Origin of the sequence: Robinsoniella sp. RHS, assembly GCF_001029355.1 — a bacterium.
GTDB classification, from domain to species: Bacteria; Bacillota; Clostridia; order Lachnospirales; family Lachnospiraceae; genus Robinsoniella; species Robinsoniella peoriensis.
Genome location: NZ_JNGB01000059.1, coordinates 15517 through 37029, shown reverse-complemented (window position 1 = coordinate 37029; position 21513 = coordinate 15517). Strand labels below are relative to the sequence as shown.

General features: G+C 40.4%; 19 protein-coding genes and 1 pseudogene. 17 read left to right on the top strand and 3 right to left on the bottom strand.

The window, feature by feature from the left end; all coding sequences use genetic code 11:
- The 10 genes and pseudogenes from RHS_RS19825 to RHS_RS19785 form a co-directional block, all read left to right on the top strand.
- Positions 1–587: pseudogene (locus tag RHS_RS19825) on the top strand (glutamine-hydrolyzing GMP synthase); the annotation flags it as partial.
- Between the two features lie 316 nt (positions 588–903).
- A complete protein-coding gene (locus RHS_RS19820) occupies positions 904–1593 on the top strand; it encodes a response regulator transcription factor (RefSeq protein WP_047834140.1) in 690 nt (229 codons plus the stop codon).
- Positions 1590–2621, top strand: coding sequence for a sensor histidine kinase KdpD (locus RHS_RS19815; RefSeq protein ID WP_047834139.1), 1032 nt, complete (start codon positions 1590–1592; stop codon positions 2619–2621). Before RHS_RS19820 ends, RHS_RS19815 begins: the two co-directional genes overlap by 4 nt.
- Positions 2622–2805: 184 nt before the next feature.
- On the top strand, positions 2806–3471 hold the full coding sequence (locus RHS_RS19810) for an ABC transporter ATP-binding protein (RefSeq protein ID WP_044294249.1): 666 nt from the start codon (positions 2806–2808) through the stop codon (positions 3469–3471).
- 13 nt (positions 3472–3484) lie between these two features.
- A complete protein-coding gene (locus RHS_RS19805) occupies positions 3485–5890 on the top strand; it encodes an ABC transporter permease (protein WP_047834138.1) in 2406 nt (801 codons plus the stop codon).
- 271 nt (positions 5891–6161) lie between these two features.
- On the top strand, positions 6162–6728 hold the full coding sequence (locus RHS_RS19800) for a 5S rRNA E-loop-binding protein (protein WP_027293227.1): 567 nt from the start codon (positions 6162–6164) through the stop codon (positions 6726–6728).
- 92 nt (positions 6729–6820) lie between these two features.
- The gene (locus RHS_RS19795) at positions 6821–7591 is read left to right on the top strand and encodes a hypothetical protein (protein WP_027293228.1); all 771 of its coding nucleotides are present in this window, start codon (positions 6821–6823) and stop codon (positions 7589–7591) included.
- Between the two features lie 2 nt (positions 7592–7593).
- Complete coding sequence (locus tag RHS_RS31445) at positions 7594–7713, top strand: DUF6783 domain-containing protein (protein ID WP_377145771.1); 120 nt, start codon at positions 7594–7596, stop codon at positions 7711–7713.
- 205 nt (positions 7714–7918) lie between these two features.
- Positions 7919–9298, top strand: coding sequence for an MATE family efflux transporter (locus tag RHS_RS19790; protein ID WP_047834137.1), 1380 nt, complete (start codon positions 7919–7921; stop codon positions 9296–9298).
- Between the two features lie 167 nt (positions 9299–9465).
- Positions 9466–10308 carry a pentapeptide repeat-containing protein gene (locus tag RHS_RS19785; protein ID WP_047834136.1) on the top strand — a complete coding sequence of 281 codons (843 nt, stop codon included), beginning with the start codon at positions 9466–9468 and terminating at the stop codon, positions 10306–10308.
- Positions 10309–10318: 10 nt separating this feature from the next.
- Here RHS_RS19785 and RHS_RS19780 read toward each other — a convergent pair whose 3' ends face one another.
- Positions 10319–11266: a putative ABC transporter permease gene (locus RHS_RS19780; RefSeq protein WP_047834135.1), complete on the bottom strand. Its 948-nt coding sequence runs from the start codon at positions 11264–11266 to the stop codon at positions 10319–10321.
- Positions 11267–11499: 233 nt separating this feature from the next.
- Complete coding sequence (locus RHS_RS19775; protein ID WP_027293231.1) at positions 11500–12447, bottom strand: LysR family transcriptional regulator; 948 nt, start codon at positions 12445–12447, stop codon at positions 11500–11502.
- Between the two features lie 164 nt (positions 12448–12611).
- Here RHS_RS19775 and RHS_RS19770 point away from each other — a divergent pair, with 164 nt between their 5' ends.
- The gene (locus RHS_RS19770; RefSeq protein WP_044289245.1) at positions 12612–14069 is read left to right on the top strand and encodes an aspartate ammonia-lyase; all 1458 of its coding nucleotides are present in this window, start codon (positions 12612–12614) and stop codon (positions 14067–14069) included.
- Positions 14070–14211: 142 nt separating this feature from the next.
- Here RHS_RS19770 and RHS_RS19765 read toward each other — a convergent pair whose 3' ends face one another.
- On the bottom strand, positions 14212–14895 hold the full coding sequence (locus RHS_RS19765) for a FadR/GntR family transcriptional regulator (RefSeq protein ID WP_027293233.1): 684 nt from the start codon (positions 14893–14895) through the stop codon (positions 14212–14214).
- Positions 14896–15161: 266 nt separating this feature from the next.
- Here RHS_RS19765 and ilvD point away from each other — a divergent pair, with 266 nt between their 5' ends.
- The 6 genes from ilvD (at position 15162) to RHS_RS19730 (ending at position 21359) form a co-directional block, all read left to right on the top strand.
- Positions 15162–16880 (top strand): dihydroxy-acid dehydratase, encoded by a 1719-nt coding sequence (gene ilvD, locus RHS_RS19760; protein ID WP_027293234.1) that lies wholly within the window; start codon positions 15162–15164, stop codon positions 16878–16880.
- Positions 16881–17079: 199 nt separating this feature from the next.
- Positions 17080–17418, top strand: coding sequence for a PadR family transcriptional regulator (locus RHS_RS19755; RefSeq protein ID WP_027293235.1), 339 nt, complete (start codon positions 17080–17082; stop codon positions 17416–17418).
- Entirely contained in the window at positions 17396–17959 is a 564-nt protein-coding gene (locus tag RHS_RS19750) for a DUF2812 domain-containing protein (protein WP_027293236.1), read from the top strand. The genes RHS_RS19755 and RHS_RS19750 overlap by 23 nt, the downstream gene beginning before the upstream one ends.
- Before the next feature lie 204 nt (positions 17960–18163).
- Positions 18164–18721 carry a DUF3877 family protein gene (locus tag RHS_RS19745; protein WP_027293237.1) on the top strand — a complete coding sequence of 186 codons (558 nt, stop codon included), beginning with the start codon at positions 18164–18166 and terminating at the stop codon, positions 18719–18721.
- 222 nt (positions 18722–18943) lie between these two features.
- Positions 18944–19960 (top strand): rhodanese-like domain-containing protein, encoded by a 1017-nt coding sequence (locus RHS_RS31440; protein WP_395023050.1) that lies wholly within the window; start codon positions 18944–18946, stop codon positions 19958–19960.
- Between the two features lie 34 nt (positions 19961–19994).
- Entirely contained in the window at positions 19995–21359 is a 1365-nt protein-coding gene (locus tag RHS_RS19730; protein ID WP_047834134.1) for an FAD-dependent oxidoreductase, read from the top strand.
- Positions 21360–21513: the final 154 nt, after the last annotated feature.

The following is a 21513-nucleotide window of genomic DNA, read 5'->3' as shown; positions in this document are numbered from 1 at the left end:
GAATTGACTTCTTAGGTCAGGGAACAATTTACCCGGATATAGTGGAAAGTGGCACGAAGACAGCGAAGATGGTCAAATCCCATCACAATGTAGGCGGTCTTCCTGAAGATATGAAATTTGGTTTGGTAGAGCCGTTAAAGCAGTTATTTAAAGACGAAGTAAGAGCCTGTGGTTTGGAACTGGGACTGCCGGATGGCATGGTATTCCGTCAGCCTTTCCCGGGACCCGGATTAGGCGTAAGATGTCTTGGCGCAATTACCAGAGAGCGTCTGGAAGCGGTACGGGAATCGGATGCAATCCTGCGGGAAGAATTCGAAATAGCTGGTCTTGACAAGACTGTATGGCAGTATTTTACGGTTGTTCCTGATTTCAAATCAGTTGGTGTAAGAGATAATGCAAGATCCTTTGAATATCCGGTCATCATTCGTGCGGTTAATACCATAGATGCCATGAGTGCCACCATTGAACAGGTAGACTGGCCGGTATTACTGAAAATCACGGACAGAATATTAAAAGAAGTGAAGAATGTAAACCGTGTTTGTTATGATATGAGTCCGAAGCCTACTGCTACGATTGAGTGGGAATGATGTAAGTGCTAAAGAACCCAGTGTTTAAGCGGATTCCAAACAAATTTATTTAAGCTGCGGCAAAGATTTGGCAACATTGGCTCTCACTAAATGAGTAAAATTTATTTCAATATGACATAGAAAAACCTTACTGATTTTCAAAAATGATTGAAAATTGGTAAGGTTTTTTTGCTTGTGTCACCTGGCTTCTTTGAATTCTATAACTTGCTTTAATCCGTGTAGCAAAATATAATATTATTTATTGAATGCCATGTAACATTTTAAGGACATTTGCCTGTTATACTAAATACAAAATTTGAAGCGAGGAAATGACGATATGAAACAGATTTTAATTGTCGAGGACGACACACTTTTGAATAAAACGCTGGCCTACAATCTGACATCGGATGGCTATGATGTTACCACAGCATTAAACGCACATACAGCCGCTGAAGAACTGAACACAAAGTCATTTGAACTGGTGCTGCTGGATATCAATCTGCCGGATGGCAACGGATATGATGTTTGTCAGTTAATTAAACCGGAACATCCGGATACGATAGTCATATTTCTGACTGCCAACGATCAGGAAAGCGACCAGATACGGGGCTATGAGGTGGGAGCAGTGGACTATATTACAAAACCATTTTCCATTGGTGCCTTACAGAGAAAAATCAATGCAATGTTTGCAATGTTGGAACACCACAAACCAACAAAAGATATTTACAATGATGGCAGATTGTTTCTTGATTTTTCGGAGTTGACTGCCAATCTGAATGGAAAAATGCTGACGATTTCTTCAATGGAATTTAAGATGTTGAACTTATTTTGTAAAAATCCCAACCAGGTACTTACCCGTGGTCAACTGCTAGAAAAGTTATGGGACGCAGAGGATAATTATGTGGACGAACACACCCTGACAACTGCTATTAGCCGCATACGAGGGAAAATCGAAGCAGAGGGAGACACCTACATTAAAACGGTTTATGGAATGGGGTATCAATGGACTGGGGGTGAACGGAAATGAAGCAGAAATGTCTTTCAGTCAAAAATATGTGTCTGCTCATCGGAGCAGGTGCAATATGCTCCATGCTAATAATTAGCGTGTTCTTTTACATACTTATTGAGAACACCCTTATGCTTTGGGCTGGTGTGATGTTGACGGTTTGCGCTCTTGTCTGGCTGTTCCTTCTGGTATATTGTTTTGGCAGACGCTTATCCATGTTTACCGGCGACCTGTGCCAAACTTTGGACCACATGATAAGCGGCAATGATAAGCCAGAGCAGGATATTGACAGCGAAACACTCTTTGCCTGCATTATTCACCGGATTTCCCGGCTATATGATATTATGCGGGAAAATCGACGCAAGGTGGATCAGGAACGTCAGGAACTTCAAACACTGGTATCAGACATTTCCCATCAGGTAAAAATGCCAGTTAGTAATCTTAGAATGGTAACTGACACGTTACTGACAAAGTCAGTCACAGAACAGGAGCGAATAGACTTTTTGCAAGGTATCCAAAATCAAACCGATAAATTAGATTTTCTCTTCCAGTCTCTTATAAAAACCTCTCGGTTGGAAACAGGAGCTATTCATTTAGAAAAGAACGATTGCATGTTGTATACCACACTTGCGCAGGCTATGAGTGGTATTGTCTATGGCGCTGAAAAAAAGAATATTTCTGTGACAGTTAACTGTCCGGAGGATTTACACCTGTCCCATGACAGCAAATGGACGACGGAGGCTCTTTTCAATCTGCTGGACAACGCAGTAAAATATACTACCGCCGGTGGCAGGATCAGTGTTTCAGTAGAACAATGGGAAATGTATGTAAAGCTGGATATTGCTGATACTGGCAAAGGGATTCCAGAGAGTAATCAGGCATCCATTTTTCGGCGCTTTTACCGGGAGGAAGCAGTACACGATGAGCCAGGTGTTGGTATTGGGTTGTATTTGGCCCGTGAAATAATCACACGACAGGGCGGTTATATGAAAGTTACGTCGGAGGTTGGAAAAGGTTCCATCTTTTCTGTTTTTCTTCCATGCAAATGATGAAGCGGTGATCAGCCCTTTTGGGAGGATTGCCGCTTTATTTTTTTGAAATGTCCGTGATTTGTAACATTCGAGACTGATTTTTAGAAAAAGTTGTCTATACCTCGGACATTTCTGTGACATTTGAATCTTATAATAGTCCCATCAACAGTTGAAGAACATTGAAAGTGAGGAGTATTGGAATATGAGTGTTTTACAAACTTTTAATCTGAAAAAATATTACGGAGTGGAGCCAAACATTACCCGTGCCCTGGATGGTGTAAATCTCTCCGTGGAGCAGGGGGAATTTGTAGCAGTGGTTGGAACATCCGGAAGTGGAAAATCTACGCTGCTGAACATGATGGGCGGGCTTGATACACCTTCTTCTGGCAGTGTAATTGTCAGGGGGGAAGAACTTGCCAAAAAGAACGATGAAGCATTGACAATTTTTCGTCGTCGCAATATTGGATTTATATTCCAGAACTACAATCTGGTGCCGATTTTAAACGTGTATGAAAATATTGTCCTGCCGGTAGAGCTTGATGGCAATACAGTGGATCAGAAATTCATGGATGAGGTTGTAAGGATGCTGGCATTGGAGGATAAATTAAAGAATATGCCCAATAATCTTTCAGGAGGACAACAGCAGCGGGTTGCAATTGCCCGTGCACTCATTAGCAAACCTGCCATAGTCCTTGCCGACGAACCAACCGGGAACCTTGACAGTAAAACCAGCGCCGATGTGCTAGGACTTTTGAAGCGCACCAGCGGAGAGTTTAATCAAACGATTGTAATGATTACCCATAACAATGAGATTGCCCAGCTTGCAGACCGTATTGTGCGAATCGAAGATGGCAAGAGCATAGAATAGGAGGTGGCTGGCTATGACTTGGCCTTTTGAAAATGACACAAGTGCGATTACTTATAAAATAGCTTTTGCTAAATTGAAGCATGATAAACTGAAAAAAAGAATTTCTATCTCTGCAATTACCTTAGCAACCATGCTAATGTCTACGGTATTACTTTTGATTTCAGGTATTGCAACTGTAAACAGAAATGGTGGAAATAGCATTACGGGTTCCTATCACGCACTTGTTTCGGGCATTAGTCAAAAACAGTTTGAGAAGATTCAATTAAATGAACAAGTGAGGTTGTCTGGTCTTTCCGCCGCTATGGGAAGCAGTAAGGAAAAGAACAGTCGATTGAATGTTTCTTATTCTAATTCAGATGCCCTCACGGTGAATGGCTTAGCTGTGGCAGATGGAAAGATGCCAGAATCAGAAAACGAAATACTTATCGAAAAAGATTATCTGGATTATCTGGGGATAAATGCTGGGATAGGTGATACAATTTCCATTACTATGCCCGGCACACAGGAAAAAACGGATTTTGTGATTTCCGGGTATTTGAAAACGGGAGCTGCAGGGACGGACCGAACTTTATACGCTGCCATTGTTTCTGAACAATATTATGTTGCACAGAAAGGGTGGGAAAACTTTCCTCCCTCGGTTATGATTCGGGTAAATACAAGTTCAGCTGACTCCAAAGCAGATATTGAGGAATCAGTTAAAAAAGTTATAAAAAGTGCAGGTATTGAAAAAATGCCATCTATGAATGAGGCATATATCAATCTGTCCAAACCATCTATCTTTTTAGTCGGGGCAGCAATCGCCGGACTGGCTGTTATTATTGTGGCAGGCGTTTTGGTGATATACTGTATTTTTTATATTGCCATTATCAATTCAATTAAAGAGTATGGGCAGTTACGGACAATTGGTATGACTGGAAGGCAAGTCAAGAAACTGGTGTTTCGTGAGGGATTTTCGCTATCTGTAATATCCATTCCAATCGGTCTCGCGGCGGGAGCGGTATTATCCTATTTACTAATTCCACAGGGATTTCAGCCTGGTAGTCTGTTATGGGTATGTCCATTAGTCGCTGTCCTGGTGTATATAACGGTAAGACTTTCCATTAGAAAACCTGCTATGATAGCGGCAACAGTATCGCCTATAGATGCATATCGTTATATTGGAACACAGGTGGAAAAAGAAAATCAGACATTTCGGCCAATGAAAATCTCACCTGCCATGCTAGCAAAAAAACAGATAGCGAGTAACCGAAAGAAGAATGCTCTGACGATTATGTCATTGATTATTACGGGTACATTGCTGCTGGGAGTGTCTTCGATTCTTTCCTCCATCAATGCAGAAGATATGTCTCTGTCAGGATTCCCACGAGGGCAGTTCATTATTAATATAAGCAATGAAACATTGCTGAATCAGTCGTTAGAGAAAATTCAAGAATCAAATCCGTTTACAGATGGTGTAAAGGCTACCTTATCCGGTATTTCGGGAATGGAATCTATCACTGAGTATCATTATCTTCCGGTATCTGCTGAACTTGAGGCGGAGGAATCTGATGCTGCCATTGTAAGTTTTAATCGTGAAGATATGGAGTTGATACAGTCTTGTGCTGCAGAGGGAACCATGTTGGATTATGATAAAATGGCTATGAAAAACCAGCTTATTATTGGCAGACCCGATGATTTGGAAAAGAATTTGAATATTCATTTAGAGGTTGGGCAAACTATTACGTTAAAAGTATTTGATGGATCTAATTGTCGTAATATGGATTTTGAGATTGGTATGATTCTTGATCAAAGCAAGATAGGGGATAACGGAGATAAAATAGATAGTTTCATGTTACCTTTGGATGCCATGAATAATCTTGCATCCTGCAATACAGCGTATCAGTATACAATTCGTGTTTCTAATCAGTTAGAACAACAAGCCGAAATGGAAATAGACCAGATTATGACTGAGACACCAGAACTTAAAATTACAACACTGTCTGCAGCGATTGCACAAAATGAGAATTTCCTGCAGGGAATGAAACTTGCGCTTATGGTTGCAGTTGCCTTGATTGGATGCTTTGCAGTTATGAATTTAGTTAATACTATACTGACTGGTATCATAACCCGGCAAAAAGAATTTGCCCTTATGCGCTCGGTTGGAATGTCACAAAAACAGCTTGCTTCTATGGTGCGCTATGAAGGATTGATTATCATAGAAATCGGCTTGGTGTTATCTCTTTTCATAGGTGGAGGTATTGGGAATCTCCTTTGTTTATTCTTGAAAAATGGACTTATGACTTATTTGAATTATCAATTCCCGTTTGGAATTGCCGCAGTGTATTGTATCCTTGTGGTTTTATGTACAGTTATAGTGACAGGGGCTATGTTGAAGCATCAAAATAAATTATCATTAATTGAAACAATGTCAGTGAATTAACAAATTTATATGATAAATGATCATATGTGTTGAACGTAGTTTGTAATATATTTCTGCAATTTGCTTTTTTTTTAATTCTATGTTATACTACATTCATTACAATCAATTGAAAATAAAAAGAACCGTCTTAAAGAAGGGCTTTTGGTATTACGCTTAGCGGCGTTGTATGAAGAGCTCTTCTTTTTTTTATAGGCTTGTCAGGGGTTCACCGATTGTAATGTTTTAAGGCAACAAATAAACATAAATCACAAAATACAGGAGGAATTAAAAAATGGAAAACATTAGTGTTCAAAAGCGTGATTTTACTGTAAAGGCAAAGAAAATGAGACGTCTCGGTATGATTCCGGGTAACGTGTTTGGTAAATCCCTGCCAGAGTCACTTTCCATTCAGTTGGAAGAAACGACAGCGCGCAGATTGATTCGCCAGAAACGTGAAGGCAGCAAACTTTCACTGGATCTTGATGGAAAGATTATTCCGGTACAAATCAAGGAAAAATCTTTCAATCCATTAAATGATGAAATTTTGCACATTAGCTTTCAGGCATTAACAACAGATGAAAAAGTCAATAGTGTCATTCATATTCTTCTTGCAAATGATAAAAAACTTGGAGGGCAGTTGGAAAAATTGCTTATGGAAATTCCATATGCTTCTTTACCAGGGGATATGATTGATACAATCACGATTGATGCTGACGGACTGAAAACAGGTGTTATACTTACCGTTAAGGATATTCCAGAACTTATGAGTGATAAAATTGAATTACAGGTAGATACTGATGAGATTGTGCTGCGCATAAGTGAAAGAAAGCAGCAGACTCAGGCACAGCCGGAGGAATAACTATTTGGCGTATGTGAGAACAACAAAAAGAGCTTGGAATGTTGACACTTAAGTGTTGTGCAGGAAAGGCTCTTTTTTTAGGGAGGAATTCAATGAATATATTAGGTCAAGCAGTAAAGCATAAGAAATATGGAAAAGGTGTGATAACAGAGCTTTCTGAAAATAAAATTACAGTCTGCTTTGCAAAAAGTGAGAAATTGTTTCTATTTCCTGAAGCATTTGAACAGTATTTAACGTTAAAGAACATCTCTATTCAAACGAAAATAGAAAAGTTAAATGAGGAACGCTTAAGGGTAATTGAAACGGGAAAGCAAAGAATGGAAAGGGATATTAAGTACCGTAACCGTATGTATACAATGAAAATTCCTTTAAAATCGCAAGTGGCATATGATATTCTGGAGGAAGAAATTACAAATTTGGATTATGTTGAAACGGGATGCTTTTTAAGCGGCGAAATGAAAGGCAGACCAAGAACACCGTCAAATGTGCAACCGAATTCAGCAGTCATCCTGACTGATTGTGGAAATGGTGGAGAAGATGAAAGATGTATAATCGGAATAGCAATGGCAGATGAATATTTCTGGGGAAAAGAATGTAAGGATCAACAGATAAAACTCCATCATAAATATAAATTGATTCTGCCTTATGAGAATAGAATTTCATTTTGGAGATATTTTAAGCGAGAAGCGTTTCCTGATCAGTGGGGCAGAGTCCCGTTTAAGTATTTTCAAAATGAGACCATGCAGAAGATCATCTATGATATCTGTAATAATGCAGTCGGAACAGAGCAGGAAGAAGAAACAATGGAGTTATACAGTTATTTTTGTTCTGTAAATCGTATTCCCGAACAGACGATAACATAAACGTGGAATTTGTCCCGAAAATAGTCAGCGTAGCCCGCAACGCCTTCTGCTTTTGGAACAAATTCCCCACAAAGTATGATGCACAGCTGTCAGAAAGCAATTATAAAACTCGCCAATTATAAAAAGAGCCAATTTTAAACCCGCACTGGCGGAATACTCGGAGCAGGCAATGAGATTTCCTAACAATAAAATACCATCCAAAAAAATATCTCCAATCCTTATTGACAACTACTATAAATTATAGTAGTATCATAATCGTTACCTTATATACTATAATTTATAGTACTGTATTTTATAACCAGTTTCGGGATAAGGAAGGAGTTTGTGATGAGTAAAGAAAACAAGAAAACAGATTTATTAGGAAAGGTACCGATTCCAAAAGCGCTGTTAGCTTTAGGTCTGCCGACCATGATTGGTATGATGGTGAATGCACTATACAATTTGGTTGATGCTTATTTTGTTGCGGGATTGGGAACTGCGCAAAATGGTGCAATAGCGGTTGCTTTTCCGCTGGGACAAGTCATTGTAGGGCTGGGGCTTCTGTTTGGAAATGGAGCCGCATCCTATATTTCCAGGTTATTAGGGCGCGGTGATAAAGATACTGCAAATAAAGTTGCAAGTACCGCTCTGTACTGCAGCGTGATTGCCGGTGCAGCAGTTATCATCTGTACGATAATTTTTCTAAACCCAATATTGAAACTACTGGGGGCAACAGATAGTATCTTGCCTTATGCGGTGACGTATACAAGTATTTATATCATTTCATCTATATTTAATGTTTTCAATGTCACTATGAATAACATTGTAACCAGCGAAGGTTCTGCTAAAACAACGATGTTTGCATTATTGGCTGGAGCTATACTGAATGTGATCTTAGACCCGGTATTTATCTATACACTGGACTTGGGCATCGCCGGAGCTGCGATTGCAACAGCTATTTCACAGGTAGTATCTACAGTTGTTTATTTGTTCTATATTTTCAGTAAAAAGAGTAATTTCAGTTTTAGATTTCAGGATTGCTATTTTGCTAAAGGAATTTTATCTGAAATATTTAAGATCGGTGTGCCAACGTTGATCTTTCAGTTATTAACAAGTATTTCCATCGCCCTCATCAGCGGAATAGCAAAAATAAACGGATATGGGGACTCTGTAATCGCAGGTATGGGCGATGTCACTAGAATTGTTTCCATGGGAAGTCTGATGGTGTTTGGTTTTATTAAAGGATTTCAACCCATAGCAGGCTATAACTATGGAGCTGGAAAATATGACCGCTTATATGAAGCGATTAAAACTACCATAATTTGGTCAACCGTATTCTGCGTGATTTTTGGTTTCATTATCTCATTATTTTCAACGCAAATCATTTCACAATTCACAAAAAATGATACGGAACTGATCAAGACCGGTCAAAAAGCATTGGCGGCTTATGGAATTTCTTTCTTCCTTTTTGGCTTCTACACCGTCTATTCCTCATTATTTCTTGCACTTGGAAAAGCAAAAGAAGGATTTATCCTTGGAGCCTGCAGACAGGGGATCTGCTTTATACCCGTCATATTGTTACTTACATTTATTTGGGGAATGAACGGAATTCTATATGCACAACCTGTTTCTGATGTTATCTCTGCCCTGATAACCGTATTTATGGCAGTTCAACTTCATAAGGAACTAAATAGTATGAGGGCTCATACGTCTGATGCTCCAGGTTAAGCTGAACATCGTAAATTTTAAGGTGCAGCCCGCAACGGTTCCGTACACCTGGCTGCTTTTTTTGTTGCCAATGATAATTTCATGGGGTAAAATATAAATTATGCAGATTTGCGTATCTATCCAAGAAATGCCAATGGTAATGGCGGTTTGCCAGGAAAGGAAGACAGATGCAAACATTACATAAATCAACGAAATATAAAGAATTAGTCCGGAGCCTGAAAATAGACTGTAGAAAATGCAGCGGGCTTTGCTGCACCGCATTATATTTTTCAAAATCAGAGGGTTTCCCAAATGATAAACCAGCCGGGAAACCCTGTACGAATCTTATGTCAGATTTTAGCTGTGCCGTGCATAAAAAACTGATGCAGTACAATCTGAAAGGATGCATGGCATTTGACTGTCTCGGTGCAGGGCAGAAAGTGACCAGTGATATTTATGGAGGCGTGTCATGGAAGCAGCGTCCGGAAGCGGCATCTGAGATTTTCCAGGTGTTTCTGGCGGTCTGGCAGCTGCATCAGATGGTGTGGTACCTGGCGGAAGCAGCTGCTGTCATTCCGGCTGAAAAGCTGGCGGAAGATATCGATGCCCTGATTACCGAATACAAGAACATGACAGCACTTCCGCCTGATCAAATATTACAGATTGATATTGAGGAATACCGTACCAGGGTTAACCTTATATTGAAAAAAGCAGAAGAACTTACAGCCAATTCCATTGCTCCCGGAAAAAACACGGTCAGAAGATCCGATAATATGGGGAAAAATTTCAAAAAAGCTAATCTGGATGGACAGGATCTTAGCATGTCCCTGCTGATTGCGGCTAATTTGGAGGGCTGCAGTTTGTTCGGAACGAATTTCCTGGGAGCGGATATGCGGGATACAAATATTCGAAATGCAGACCTGAGCGAAAGTCTTTTTCTCACCCAGGCCCAGGTGAATGCCGCTCAGGGTAATGAGAATACTAAGCTGCCCAAAACCTTATGCAGACCAAAATCCTGGAAAGGACAATAGATTCCGGCTATTACTTTTTCTTACGCTCTTCCGCTGCAGATTTCAATTCAATGAAAGCATCTTTAAACTTTTTGGAATTTGCAGTGGGATGGCTTTTTAACATATCTCTTTTGTAAAATCCAAGGCGTTCCCGCAGGGAATTTCTCTTTTCTCTTTCAATAATATACTTCTCTTTTAAATGTTCCAGCTCATCGCGAAACTGTGCCGTATTTTCTTTTGCACTGTCATTATTCTCAAAAGCATTTTTCGTAAGGGTATCCAGCCGTTCGCGAATTCCCTGCATTAACTCGCCAAGCTGAGTCCGCGCCGTCTGTGTGAAACTTTCTTTGGGCGTTTCCCTGTCACTAAAAGAAGTGTCCGAAAATGCAATAATGGCGTCCAGCCTGGTTTGAATTTTTAAAAGTTCGTCCTTTGCTTTTGTCATCTTTTCCAGCATATTGCGGATATCCAGTGCAGCTTTAAAGGAGAGTGCCAGGTCAGCTGTGATTATAACAGTCAGAGCGGTAGCTGTGATGGAAGCCAGAGAATCATTCAGTGAGAGCACCAGATGTTCTACCGGACCATGGATGAATTTTACCAGGGCAATTGTTAGAAATCCCCATGCGATGGAAGAGCTGAGGCAGATATGACCCTGGAAATTAAAGGGCTGATCACTGTAGTCCCAGTAACGGACTTTGAAAAGTGCTTCCATGGCAACTCCCGTGACATATTCCAGAACTGTAGCTGCAATACAGCCTGACAGAAAGGTCATTAGAAGATTATTGCGAACCGGAATGGATACATAGAGCATCAGCACAGCTCCGCTTCCGTATAGTGGTAGAAATGGCCCTCTCATGAACCCGCGGTTCACAAATTTTTTTTGTTTGACAGAAACAAAGGTGGATTCAATACACCAGCCGATAAAGCAGTAGATGTAGAAAAACAGCAGCCAGTCCACCAGGGTATAATTATAGTTCATTACAAAGTAACTCCTTTCGCTGTATTTAATGAATTTAATGAAATAATAGTATGGAATATCCATAATAGAAACTCATATAAATGAAGCCATGAGCATAAATGAAGCCATAAGCATAAATGAAGCCATAAGCTTATAATAAATCCATGTTATACCTTTTAAGCGAGGGTGTCAACCGGGCAGCAGCAGTTCGGCTTTTGTTCCGCTGCTATTCAGATTTTTATGTTGTCTGAAACTTACAGCTGTGACTTTCTGGATGCCAGATTCAGAAACTCCTGCATGGAACGGGTCATATATTTATTCTGTTTACGGAAGAAATATATGTTTCGTCCGATTTTACTGTCATCCACTTTATAATACAGCACATCGGGATGAGGCTGTACACAGGCAACCAGCGTGTCGCTGATAAAAGAGATGCCCATCCCGGAACAGGTAACGTTATATGCAGTCATCAGCTGGTCCAGTTTCAGGATAATATTTGGCTTAAAACCATGGTTCTGGCAGATGGTAAGCCCCCGCTCTCCGGTATCATTTTCTGTTTTCAGGAAAACAAAAGGCTCATCCTGAAAAGAAATCAGAGGTACAGACGGGAATCCGGTATTCAGAAAACTGCCGTCACGAATGGCAGCCGGATCAATCTGGTAATCCTCAAGTGTCTGATTGATAGAAAGTGCTTTAGGTACAGCCAGAACCAGATGTTCTTCCTGATACAAATGCTTTGCGAAGACTGCTTCGTCAAACACATAGTTGTCAATAATCAGGTCAAGTGTGCCCGTTAAAAGCTGTTGTTCCAGCCTGGAAGTACTTTCTTCCAGAAGATCAACATGGATTTTCGGATAAAGCCGGGTAAATTCCGAAATCAAAGGTGGCAGCACGTAAGAGGAGAACAGATTACTGCCTCCGATGGAGAGGCTGCCCGTTTCTAATTGGTTTAAATCCGTGACATAATTGGTAAAATCGTTTTGAATACTGAGAATCTGTTCGATTGCCAGAATGTATTTTTCGCCACAGTCCGTCAGCCGTATGGGATTGCTGCTGCGGTCAAAAATAGGTGCACCGATTTGTTCCTCTGTCCGTTTTACAGTGGCACTTAAAGCGGGCTGGGAAATGTACAGATTCTTAGCCGCTTTGGAAAAGCTTTTTTCCTTATATACTTCATAAATATATTTCATTGATGAAAACATAGTCCGCCTCCAATGTGATATAACATACAGGTTATAAGTTATATAAAAAAACTTGTATTTGATTATATTATAACCCTCGTATATAATGAGGTCAATCAAAACAAAGCAAATCAAAACAAAAAAAGTATAAAATACACGGCAAAGAAGATAGGAGATCAGGTATCATGGTTGAAAAAGTAAAGCTGGATGGCGTAAAGTATCGTATGGAGAATGATTCAATAGGGACGAAAGATGTTCCGGAAAATGTATACTACGGGGTACAGTCCTTAAGAGCGGCAGAAAACTTCAAGATTACAGGGTTATTTATGCATCCGGAGATTATCAACAGCCTTGCATACATAAAAAAAGCAGCTGCTATCACAAACTGTGAAGTAGGGCAGCTGGATAAAAAAATAGCAGATGCCATTGTACAGGCTTGTGATGAGATATTAGACGGACATTTGCACAAACATTTTATTGTAGATCCCATTCAGGGCGGGGCGGGAACTTCACTGAACATGAATGCCAATGAAGTAATTGCCAACAGGGCAATTGAGATATTGGGCGGCGAAAAAGGTGATTACAGTATCGTAAACCCCAATGATCATGTAAATTGCGGGCAATCCACAAATGATGTAATCCCCACTGCCGGTAAAATGACTTCCCTGAACCTGCTTAAGAATGCCCAAAAGGAATTAAAAAGACTGTATAAAGCATTCTGTGCAAAAGCCCAGGAATTTGACCATGTGATCAAAATGGGAAGAACACAGATGCAGGATGCAGTACCCATTCGTCTGGGACAGGAATTCCGCGCTTATTCGGTAGCTATACAAAGAGATATTAACCGTATGGATAAAGCAATGGAGGAAATGCTCACCCTCAACATGGGAGGAACAGCCATTGGTACCGGACTGAATGCAGACGAACAGTACTTAAAAAGAATTGTGCCAAATCTTTCTGAGATTACCGGTATTGGATTTGTTCAGGCATTTGATCTGATCGATGCAACCCAGAACCTGGACCCGTTTGTAGCCGTATCAGGAGCAATAAAAGCCTGTGCAGTTACCTTGTCTAAAATTGCGAATGACCTTCGTTTAATGTCATCCGGACCAAGGGCAGGATTTGGGGAAATCAATCTTCCGGCAAAACAAAATGGTTCCTCTATTATGCCTGGCAAAGTAAATCCGGTAATTCCGGAAGTAGTAAATCAGGTTGCGTTTAACATTATCGGAAATGATATGACCATTACCATGGCCGCAGAAGCAGGACAATTGGAATTAAATGCTTTTGAACCCATTGTATTTTACTGTCTTTTCCAGTCGATTGATACCCTGGGGTATGCTGTTCAGACTTTTGTAGACAACTGCGTAACCGGAATTACGGCTAATGAAGAAAGATGTAAGGAATTAGTAGAAAACAGCGTTGGAACGATTACCGCCATCTGTCCTCACGTAGGATATCAGAAAGCAGCGGAAGTAGCTAAAAAAGCAATTAAAAGCGGTGCACCGGTACGAAAACTGGTGGTACAGGAAGGGCTGTTAAATGAAGCAGAGATAGATACCATTCTGGAGCCGCTTAACATGACGCAGCCTGGTATTTCCGGTAAAGAATTGATTCTAAAAAGAGAATTCGAAAATAGATAAAACTGTTAAACAAATATCCATTAATGGAAAATAGCATGTTCAATCTCCCTAAGATTAGAATATAAAAGAAGCCCCGGCTGCAGATAACGTGAAGGATCTGCGGCTGGGGTTTCTGATTTTATAAAAAAATATTTACACCATGTTAATTACGGATACGACGGCGGTTATATACAAGATGAAGATACATGGCATCCTGGGCACCTACTGCATCGTGCCTGGAAATGGCATTCACTATATCACGGTGGCTTTGAAGAGTTTCTTCTATTAAAGTATTCTCGGTTAAATCAATGAATAACTCAATAGTGCTGTTGATTATGGGAATCAGCCGGGGTACTACCACATTTTTACTGCTCATGGCAATGGCCGTGTGAAATTCAATGTCTTTTTGTGTATGGTTTATACCTGCACGCATCAGCGATTCGATCTCCTGGCAGAGTCCCTGTATCTGCAGGATTTCCTGCTCATTGGCATTCTGGGCAGCCATAGCCGCAATTGATGGTTCAATCATAAAACGGATTTCCATCAGATCTTTAGCGAGGCTTTCTTTATCATCTATGAAAATAAGTCCCAGAGGATCGTCGGCAACCCCTTTTTTGGCAGATACATAAGTGCCGGAACCCTGTCTGATTTCAACAATATTTCTGGATTCCAGTAATTTCATCGCTTCCCGTACGGTTCCACGTCCAATCTGCAGTGATTTAGAGAATACTGTTTCGTTCGGCAGACGGTCCCCAGGCTGTAAATGCTGTTCGTTAATATATTGAATAATAAAATCGGATGCCTGTCCGGTAAGATTCTTTTTATCTTGATTTTGTTCTGAATTCATATGATCACCTTCCTGGAAATGATTATATAGTATCACGGGTTGATTTTCAATGGTTTCTTCATATAAATAAATCCAGTAAAAGTCATCCTATGAATTTTGAGAATAATGAACAAAACAAAAGCAGAAATACATACAAAATTTACGATATTCCATCTGATACTTGACTTTTAAGAATGAAAGATTTATATTCATAGCATAAAACATCGTATGAATTGACGCGTAAAGGTGAGAATAAAAGATCGTATGTATAAAAAGGAGAATGAACTATGTATAACAGTCAAAAAATTCGTCAGCTGGCACCGGAAATGGATCCTCTTAGAATGGGAATGGGATGGTCCGTGGAAGATTTAGAGAAACCACAGATTATGGTTGAGAGTACTTATGGGGACAGCCACCCGGGAAGTGCACATCTGAATCTCTTTGTAGAAGAGTCTGTTCGGGGTATTAATGAACATGGTGGAAAAGCAGCCAGATATTATGCCACGGATATATGTGATGGAATGGCTCAGGGACATGATGGTATCAATTATTCCCTTGTCAGCCGGGATATGATCGCTAATATGATTGAGATCCATGCAAATGCCACAACTTTTGATGCCGGAGTGTTCATTGCAAGCTGTGATAAGAGTGTCCCGGCGCATCTGATGGGTATCGGAAGAATCAATATACCAAGTATCATTGTTACCGGAGGGGTTATGGATGCCGGTCCGGATATGCTCACTTTGGAGCAGATCGGCGCCTATAGTGCCATGTGTCAGAGAGGGGAAATATCGAATGAGAAGCTTACATTCTATAAACAGCACGCATGCCCATCCTGCGGAGCATGTTCCTTTATGGGTACCGCATCTACCATGCAGATAATGGCAGAAGCGCTGGGGCTGATGCTGCCGGGAAGTGCACTTATGCCTGCAACCTGTGAAGATTTAAAAGAAGTTGCATACAAAGCGGGGGTTCGTGCGGTACAGCTGGCAAAAGAAGGAGTTAAGGCACGGGATATTGTAACAAAGGAAAGTTTTGAAAATGCAGTAATGGTTCACGCAGCAATTTCGGGATCTACCAACAGCCTGATTCACATCCCTGCGATTGCACATGAATTTGGTATAGAATTTGATGCAGAAAGTTTCGACCGGATGCATCGGGGAGCACACTATCTGCTGGATATCCGTCCCGCTGGAAAATGGCCGGCACAGTTTTTCTATTATGCTGGCGGTGTACCCACAATTATGGAAGAAATCAGGAGTATGCTGCATCTGGATGCCATGACAGTCACCGGAAAGACATTGGGCGAAAATCTGGAGGATTTAGAAAACTCCGGATTTTATGAAAAATGCAGTGGATATTTGGAAAAATGGAATTTAAAGCGTACCGATATTATCAGAAGCTTCGATGATCCCATTGGATCCGATGGAACGGTTGCAATCCTGAAGGGAAATCTGGCACCGGATGGAGCAGTTGTCAAACATTCTGCGGTACCAAAAGAAATGTTCAAAGCACTTCTTCGTGCACGTCCGTTTGATTGTGAAGAAGATGCGATAGCGGCAGTACTGAATCACGATGTTAAGCCGGGGGATGCAGTAATTATCCGTTATGAAGGTCCTAAAGGAAGCGGCATGCCGGAAATGTTCTACACAACGGAAGCCATTTCCTCTGATGCAGAACTGGGAAAAACGATAGCTCTTATAACCGATGGGCGTTTTTCCGGAGCATCCAAAGGACCGGCAGTCGGACACGTGTCTCCCGAGGCGGCAGAAGGAGGTCCGATTGCTCTGGTAAAAGAAGATGATCTGATTGAAATGGATATTAAAAACAGAGTTCTTCGAATCGCCGGGATAGATGGAAAAAAATGCAGTGAGGAAGAAATCCTGCAGATTCTCGATAAAAGAAAAGCAGAGTGGAAACCGGCTAAAGAAAAGTATAAGTCTGGTGTTTTAAATATATTTGCGCAACATGCGGTGTCCCCTATGAAGGGTGGATATATGAAATAGATTCAGGGGACGCTTTGCAGCTGAAATGGTTTATAATATCCTTCTGTCTGAATGGCAGAAGGTTTTTTTTGTATTGACTTTTATATCGCAATGCGATATACTCAAAGTACGATATATAGCAGTGCGATGTATCGAGGTGAAGAATGCAATAAATATTAAGGAAAAATAAAAGTGAATGCTGAAAAGAAGGATGTAGAAAATGGATGAAAAAATTAAACGTGTATATATTCCAATGACAGAAACAGGATTTTATATTTTATTCTCTCTGCAAAATGAAATGCACGGATATAATATTATGCAGCATGTGAAGGAGATTACTTCAGACGAGATTGTAATCAGCCCGGGCACAATGTACGGCAGTTTATCTAAAATGGAAAAAGATGGACTGATCCGTTTTACAAAAGAGGAGAATAAGAGAAAGTCTTATCGCATAACACCTCTTGGAGAACAGATCCTGCAGATAGAATTAAAAAGGATACAAAGATTATATCAAAATAGTAAAGGAGAGCGGTATTATGGAAATCAAGAAAATGCATAAATTTTTTTCTATTGCTGATTTTAAAGATGAAGAGCGTTTTTTGATGGAACAGCATCGAAGAGGATGGAGGTTTCTGGGAACAGGTGGATTTACGTACCGGTTTGAAGCTTGCCGGCCGGAAGAATATATTTATCAGCTGGATTATAATGATGAAGAAAATGATGAATCCGGTTATCTTGCTATCTATGAAGATTATGGATGGGAATATCTGATGAAGCTGAACAGTTTTTACTATTTTCGCAAAAAGAAATCAGAATCAGTTGAAGAAAACCAAATCTTCAGTGATAACACTTCAAAAGCAGAGTGCTGTAAAAAGATATTGAAGCGTCAGGTTATTTTGCTTACCACTTTTTTTACCGTGCTTTTGTGCTGCTTTATTATACCTCTTATAAATAGAGGGGCAAATTGGAACAGTTTGGTATTCAGAGTCATAATGACAATTTACTGCTGTATTTATGTGCTGATATTAGTACTCCATTTACGCAACTTCAGAAAATTAAACCGGATGATCGATGCATTACGGAATCCGTTGGAGAGATAAGATGAAGTTTTTGGCATACGTTTTAATTTTAAAATACGCTGGAAGAAATCAGTAAAATTTGTTACAATAATGATTAAGCGTGTCTGAAAATCGTGTCTGAAAATCATTGTACCTGTCTGTCAAAAACCGAAAACTGACGGGTACCAGTGTCGGATATACTAGTATTTTTAAGACCCGGAGCATATTTGAAAGTGAGGCATTGTAATGGAAAACTATAATTTTACACATTTAGAAAAAAATATATCAGATATGATATTTGAAGGTATGGTTAAGATTGGTTATATGGAAGGAAAAAGCGTCAGTGTCTTTTATGATCCGGGGCTGATCTGTTATTTGCTGGATACCGGGGAAATGGAAGAAACGTCTTTGCAGAACTGCATGGCTGAATTTGCAGAATTTGTGAAACCGCATTTTCACGATTTGAAAGTAAAGTTCGAGGCAGGAAGATATGAGTTTGCAGTTCCAAAAGAAGGGGTAAAGTATATCTATGAGAACAATACCAGCCGTGAATTTCTGAAAAAACTTGTTCAGGTATTACAGGGACCAGCCTGCGGACTGGAGGAGATTATTGACGTTTTCCGGGAGGTTTCGGAACATATCACCGTAGAGGAAATCCAACATTCTGAATTCCAGTATGTGATTACTTTCCAGGATAAGCATATAGATGAGTTCCACTATTGCTTTACGTTTGATGAAATGGGGCATTATTACCATCGGCTTTTAGATTATGATTTTGAAAAAGTAGTTCACTGTGATTGCTAAAGAAGGGGGAGGCAAAGGTGTTGATGCGGTACACTGTGAGCGTTTGATGCGGCTGATTGAAGCCGGTAAGATACATCAGCGATAATAAAGTATAAATATCTATTTAAAGGAAATAATGTACAAAAGTACTTGACAAACCTAACTGTAACTGATAACATTACAGTATCAACTGTAACAATTTCAATAACAATTAAACAGATATGAATTGATGAGGAGGCAAAAATGAAGCATAAACGGTTAGTTATGGGAGCAATTTTGATTTCGGCAGCAGTGGTATTGAGCGCCTGTGGCAGTAACGGAGCAGAATCTTCGCCAAAAGAGACCAAAGAAAATATACAGAGTACTACAGAGGCTGGTCAAAATACATCAGAGACAGCCGGTAAGGCAGAATATCAAAAGCTTACGGCAGAGGAAGCAAAGAAAAGGATCGACAGCGGGGATAATCTGGTTATTCTGGATGTACGCACCCAGGAAGAGTATGATGAAAAACATATTGACGGAGCGGTTCTGATTCCAAATGAGGAAATCGGAGAAGAACCTTTAGCGCAGCTTCCGGATTTAAACCAGGAGATCTTGATCTATTGCAGAAGCGGCAACCGCAGCAGTCAGGCAGCCAAGAAGATGCTGAAAGCGGGATACACTAATGTATATGATTTTGGCGGCATTAACGACTGGTCTTATGATACGGTATCCGGCAGTGAGAATGCAGATTCTGAAAAAGAGACAAAGGAAACCCCGATAGCCGTTGGGGATTCAAAAATTATGGAGGCCCAGAATGACAACCCGAGCCTCAGCGCATTTACTACAACGGATATTGACGGAAATAAAGTAACCCAGGATATTTTTAAAGATCATGAGCTTACGATGGTTAATATCTGGGCAACTTTCTGCGGGCCATGTTTGCGTGAAATGCCCGAGTTGGGTGAAATTAATACGGAATATGCAGATAAAGGATTCCAGATCGTTGGAATCGTAACAGACGTTATTACAAATGACGGCACAATTTCTGCTTCCCAGATCGAGACGGCGAAGTATGCAATTGAAGAAACGGGTGCAGGTTATACCCACTTACTCCCGTCTATGGATTTACTGATGGGACCGCTTCAGGATGCCTCGGTAGTTCCCACCACAATATTTGTAGATAAAGATGGCAAACAGGTGGGAGAAATTCAGACGGGTGCCAGAAGCAAAGCAGACTGGGAAACAATTATAAATGATTTACTGGAACAGGTAAAATAAAATTTCATGAAATACGGGAAAAGGAGGATTTAAAATGAAGGAATATGATGCATTAATAATTGGTTTTGGCAAAGGTGGTAAGACACTTGCAGGAAAGCTGGCGGCACAGGGAAAATGCGTTGCACTGGTGGAAAAATCAGATCAGATGTATGGAGGTACCTGTATTAATGTAGGATGTATTCCTTCAAAATCCCTTGTCCGTAATTCGCAGACAGCAAGAAGGAACCAGGGAACTGATTTTGCGCAAAAGGCTGACTGGTATGCCAAGGCTATCCATGAGAAAAGAAATCTGACAGCTATGCTCCGTGGGAAAAATTTTGCAAAACTGGATGATTTGCCAAACGTGACCATTTATAATGGAACAGCCAGCTTTTTATCCAATACCAGAGTAAAGGTACAAATGAAAAATGAAGTACAGGAACTGGAAGCGGGGCAGATCTTTATTAATACGGGAGGAACCCCTGTCATTCTGGAAATAAATGGGATCAAAGATAATCCCTATGTATATTTTAGTGAAACTTTAATGGACCTGGAAAGATTGCCAAAGAGGCTGGTTATTATCGGCGGCGGATATATCGGACTGGAATTTGCCTCCATTTATTCCGGTTTCGGATCAGAAGTGACGGTGCTTCAGGATGGTGAGATATTGATTAAACGTGAGGACCGTGACATTGCAGATGCGATTAAAAGTGCACTTGAGAATTCCGGTGTTACATTTCGGTTGGGTGCTCAGATTGAGCAGATTCATAATAATGGGGATCATGCATCCTTAACCGTTGTCTGGAAAGGTGAAAGGCAGGAATTAGAAGCAGATGCAATTCTGGTCGCTACCGGAAGAAAACCTAATACGGCAGAATTAAATGCAGAAGCAGCCGGCGTAGAGCTTACGTCCAGAGGCGCGGTAAAGGTAGACGAGAACCGAAAAACTACGGCACCAAATATCTGGGCTATGGGAGATGTGGTTGGCGGTCTGCAGTTTACATATGTTTCCCTGGATGATTTCCGAATCGTCTGGTCTCAGTTAAACGGAGGTCAGTATAATGAGAAGAAACGTCAGAATGTACCCTACAGTGTGTTTATAACACCCTCTTTTTCCAGGGTGGGATTAAATGAAGATGAGGCTGGAAAAGCCGGATATCATGTTAAAATTGCAAAGCTTGCTGCCGCTGCAATTCCTAAAGCACAGGTATTAAAGCAGCCGGATGGTTTATTAAAAGTTATAATAGATGAAGATACAAATAAGATTCTGGGGGCGATGCTTTTTTGCGAGGAATCGTATGAAATGATTAATTTAATCAAGCTTGCGATGGATGCAGATCTGGATTATCAGATTTTAAGAGACCAGATCTATACACATCCGACAATGAGCGAAGCCTTTAATGATTTATTTGCAGTATAATGTATCGATCAGTATATTGAAGTGAAAATGCCGCGCCGAAAGGCTGCGGTATTTTTTGCGTATACATATCGCTATAGGGTGAATCATGGGTGAATCATTTTATTTTGGAATTTACTATTGACAAATACAAACAACTGTATATAATGATACATAT

What these genes read in the sequence shown, in the direction of transcription:
- RHS_RS19820 (WP_047834140.1), top strand. Translation starts at nt 904, where the DNA reads ATGAAACAGATTTTAATTGTCGAGGACGACACACTTTTGAATAAAACG.
- RHS_RS19810 (WP_044294249.1), top strand. Translation starts at nt 2,806, where the DNA reads ATGAGTGTTTTACAAACTTTTAATCTGAAAAAATATTACGGAGTGGAG.
- RHS_RS19770 (WP_044289245.1), top strand. Translation starts at nt 12,612, where the DNA reads ATGGTTGAAAAAGTAAAGCTGGATGGCGTAAAGTATCGTATGGAGAAT.
- RHS_RS19795 (WP_027293228.1), top strand. Translation starts at nt 6,821, where the DNA reads ATGAATATATTAGGTCAAGCAGTAAAGCATAAGAAATATGGAAAAGGT.
- RHS_RS31440 (WP_395023050.1), top strand. Translation starts at nt 18,944, where the DNA reads ATGAAGCATAAACGGTTAGTTATGGGAGCAATTTTGATTTCGGCAGCA.
- RHS_RS19750 (WP_027293236.1), top strand. Translation starts at nt 17,396, where the DNA reads ATGGAAATCAAGAAAATGCATAAATTTTTTTCTATTGCTGATTTTAAA.
- RHS_RS19755 (WP_027293235.1), top strand. Translation starts at nt 17,080, where the DNA reads ATGGATGAAAAAATTAAACGTGTATATATTCCAATGACAGAAACAGGA.
- RHS_RS19785 (WP_047834136.1), top strand. Translation starts at nt 9,466, where the DNA reads ATGCAAACATTACATAAATCAACGAAATATAAAGAATTAGTCCGGAGC.
- RHS_RS19815 (WP_047834139.1), top strand. Translation starts at nt 1,590, where the DNA reads ATGAAGCAGAAATGTCTTTCAGTCAAAAATATGTGTCTGCTCATCGGA.
- RHS_RS19745 (WP_027293237.1), top strand. Translation starts at nt 18,164, where the DNA reads ATGGAAAACTATAATTTTACACATTTAGAAAAAAATATATCAGATATG.
- RHS_RS19790 (WP_047834137.1), top strand. Translation starts at nt 7,919, where the DNA reads ATGAGTAAAGAAAACAAGAAAACAGATTTATTAGGAAAGGTACCGATT.
- RHS_RS19800 (WP_027293227.1), top strand. Translation starts at nt 6,162, where the DNA reads ATGGAAAACATTAGTGTTCAAAAGCGTGATTTTACTGTAAAGGCAAAG.
- RHS_RS19775 (WP_027293231.1), bottom strand. Translation starts at nt 12,447, where the DNA reads ATGTTTTCATCAATGAAATATATTTATGAAGTATATAAGGAAAAAAGC.
- ilvD (WP_027293234.1), top strand. Translation starts at nt 15,162, where the DNA reads ATGTATAACAGTCAAAAAATTCGTCAGCTGGCACCGGAAATGGATCCT.
- RHS_RS19765 (WP_027293233.1), bottom strand. Translation starts at nt 14,895, where the DNA reads ATGAATTCAGAACAAAATCAAGATAAAAAGAATCTTACCGGACAGGCA.
- RHS_RS19730 (WP_047834134.1), top strand. Translation starts at nt 19,995, where the DNA reads ATGAAGGAATATGATGCATTAATAATTGGTTTTGGCAAAGGTGGTAAG.
- RHS_RS19805 (WP_047834138.1), top strand. Translation starts at nt 3,485, where the DNA reads ATGACTTGGCCTTTTGAAAATGACACAAGTGCGATTACTTATAAAATA.
- RHS_RS19780 (WP_047834135.1), bottom strand. Translation starts at nt 11,266, where the DNA reads ATGAACTATAATTATACCCTGGTGGACTGGCTGCTGTTTTTCTACATC.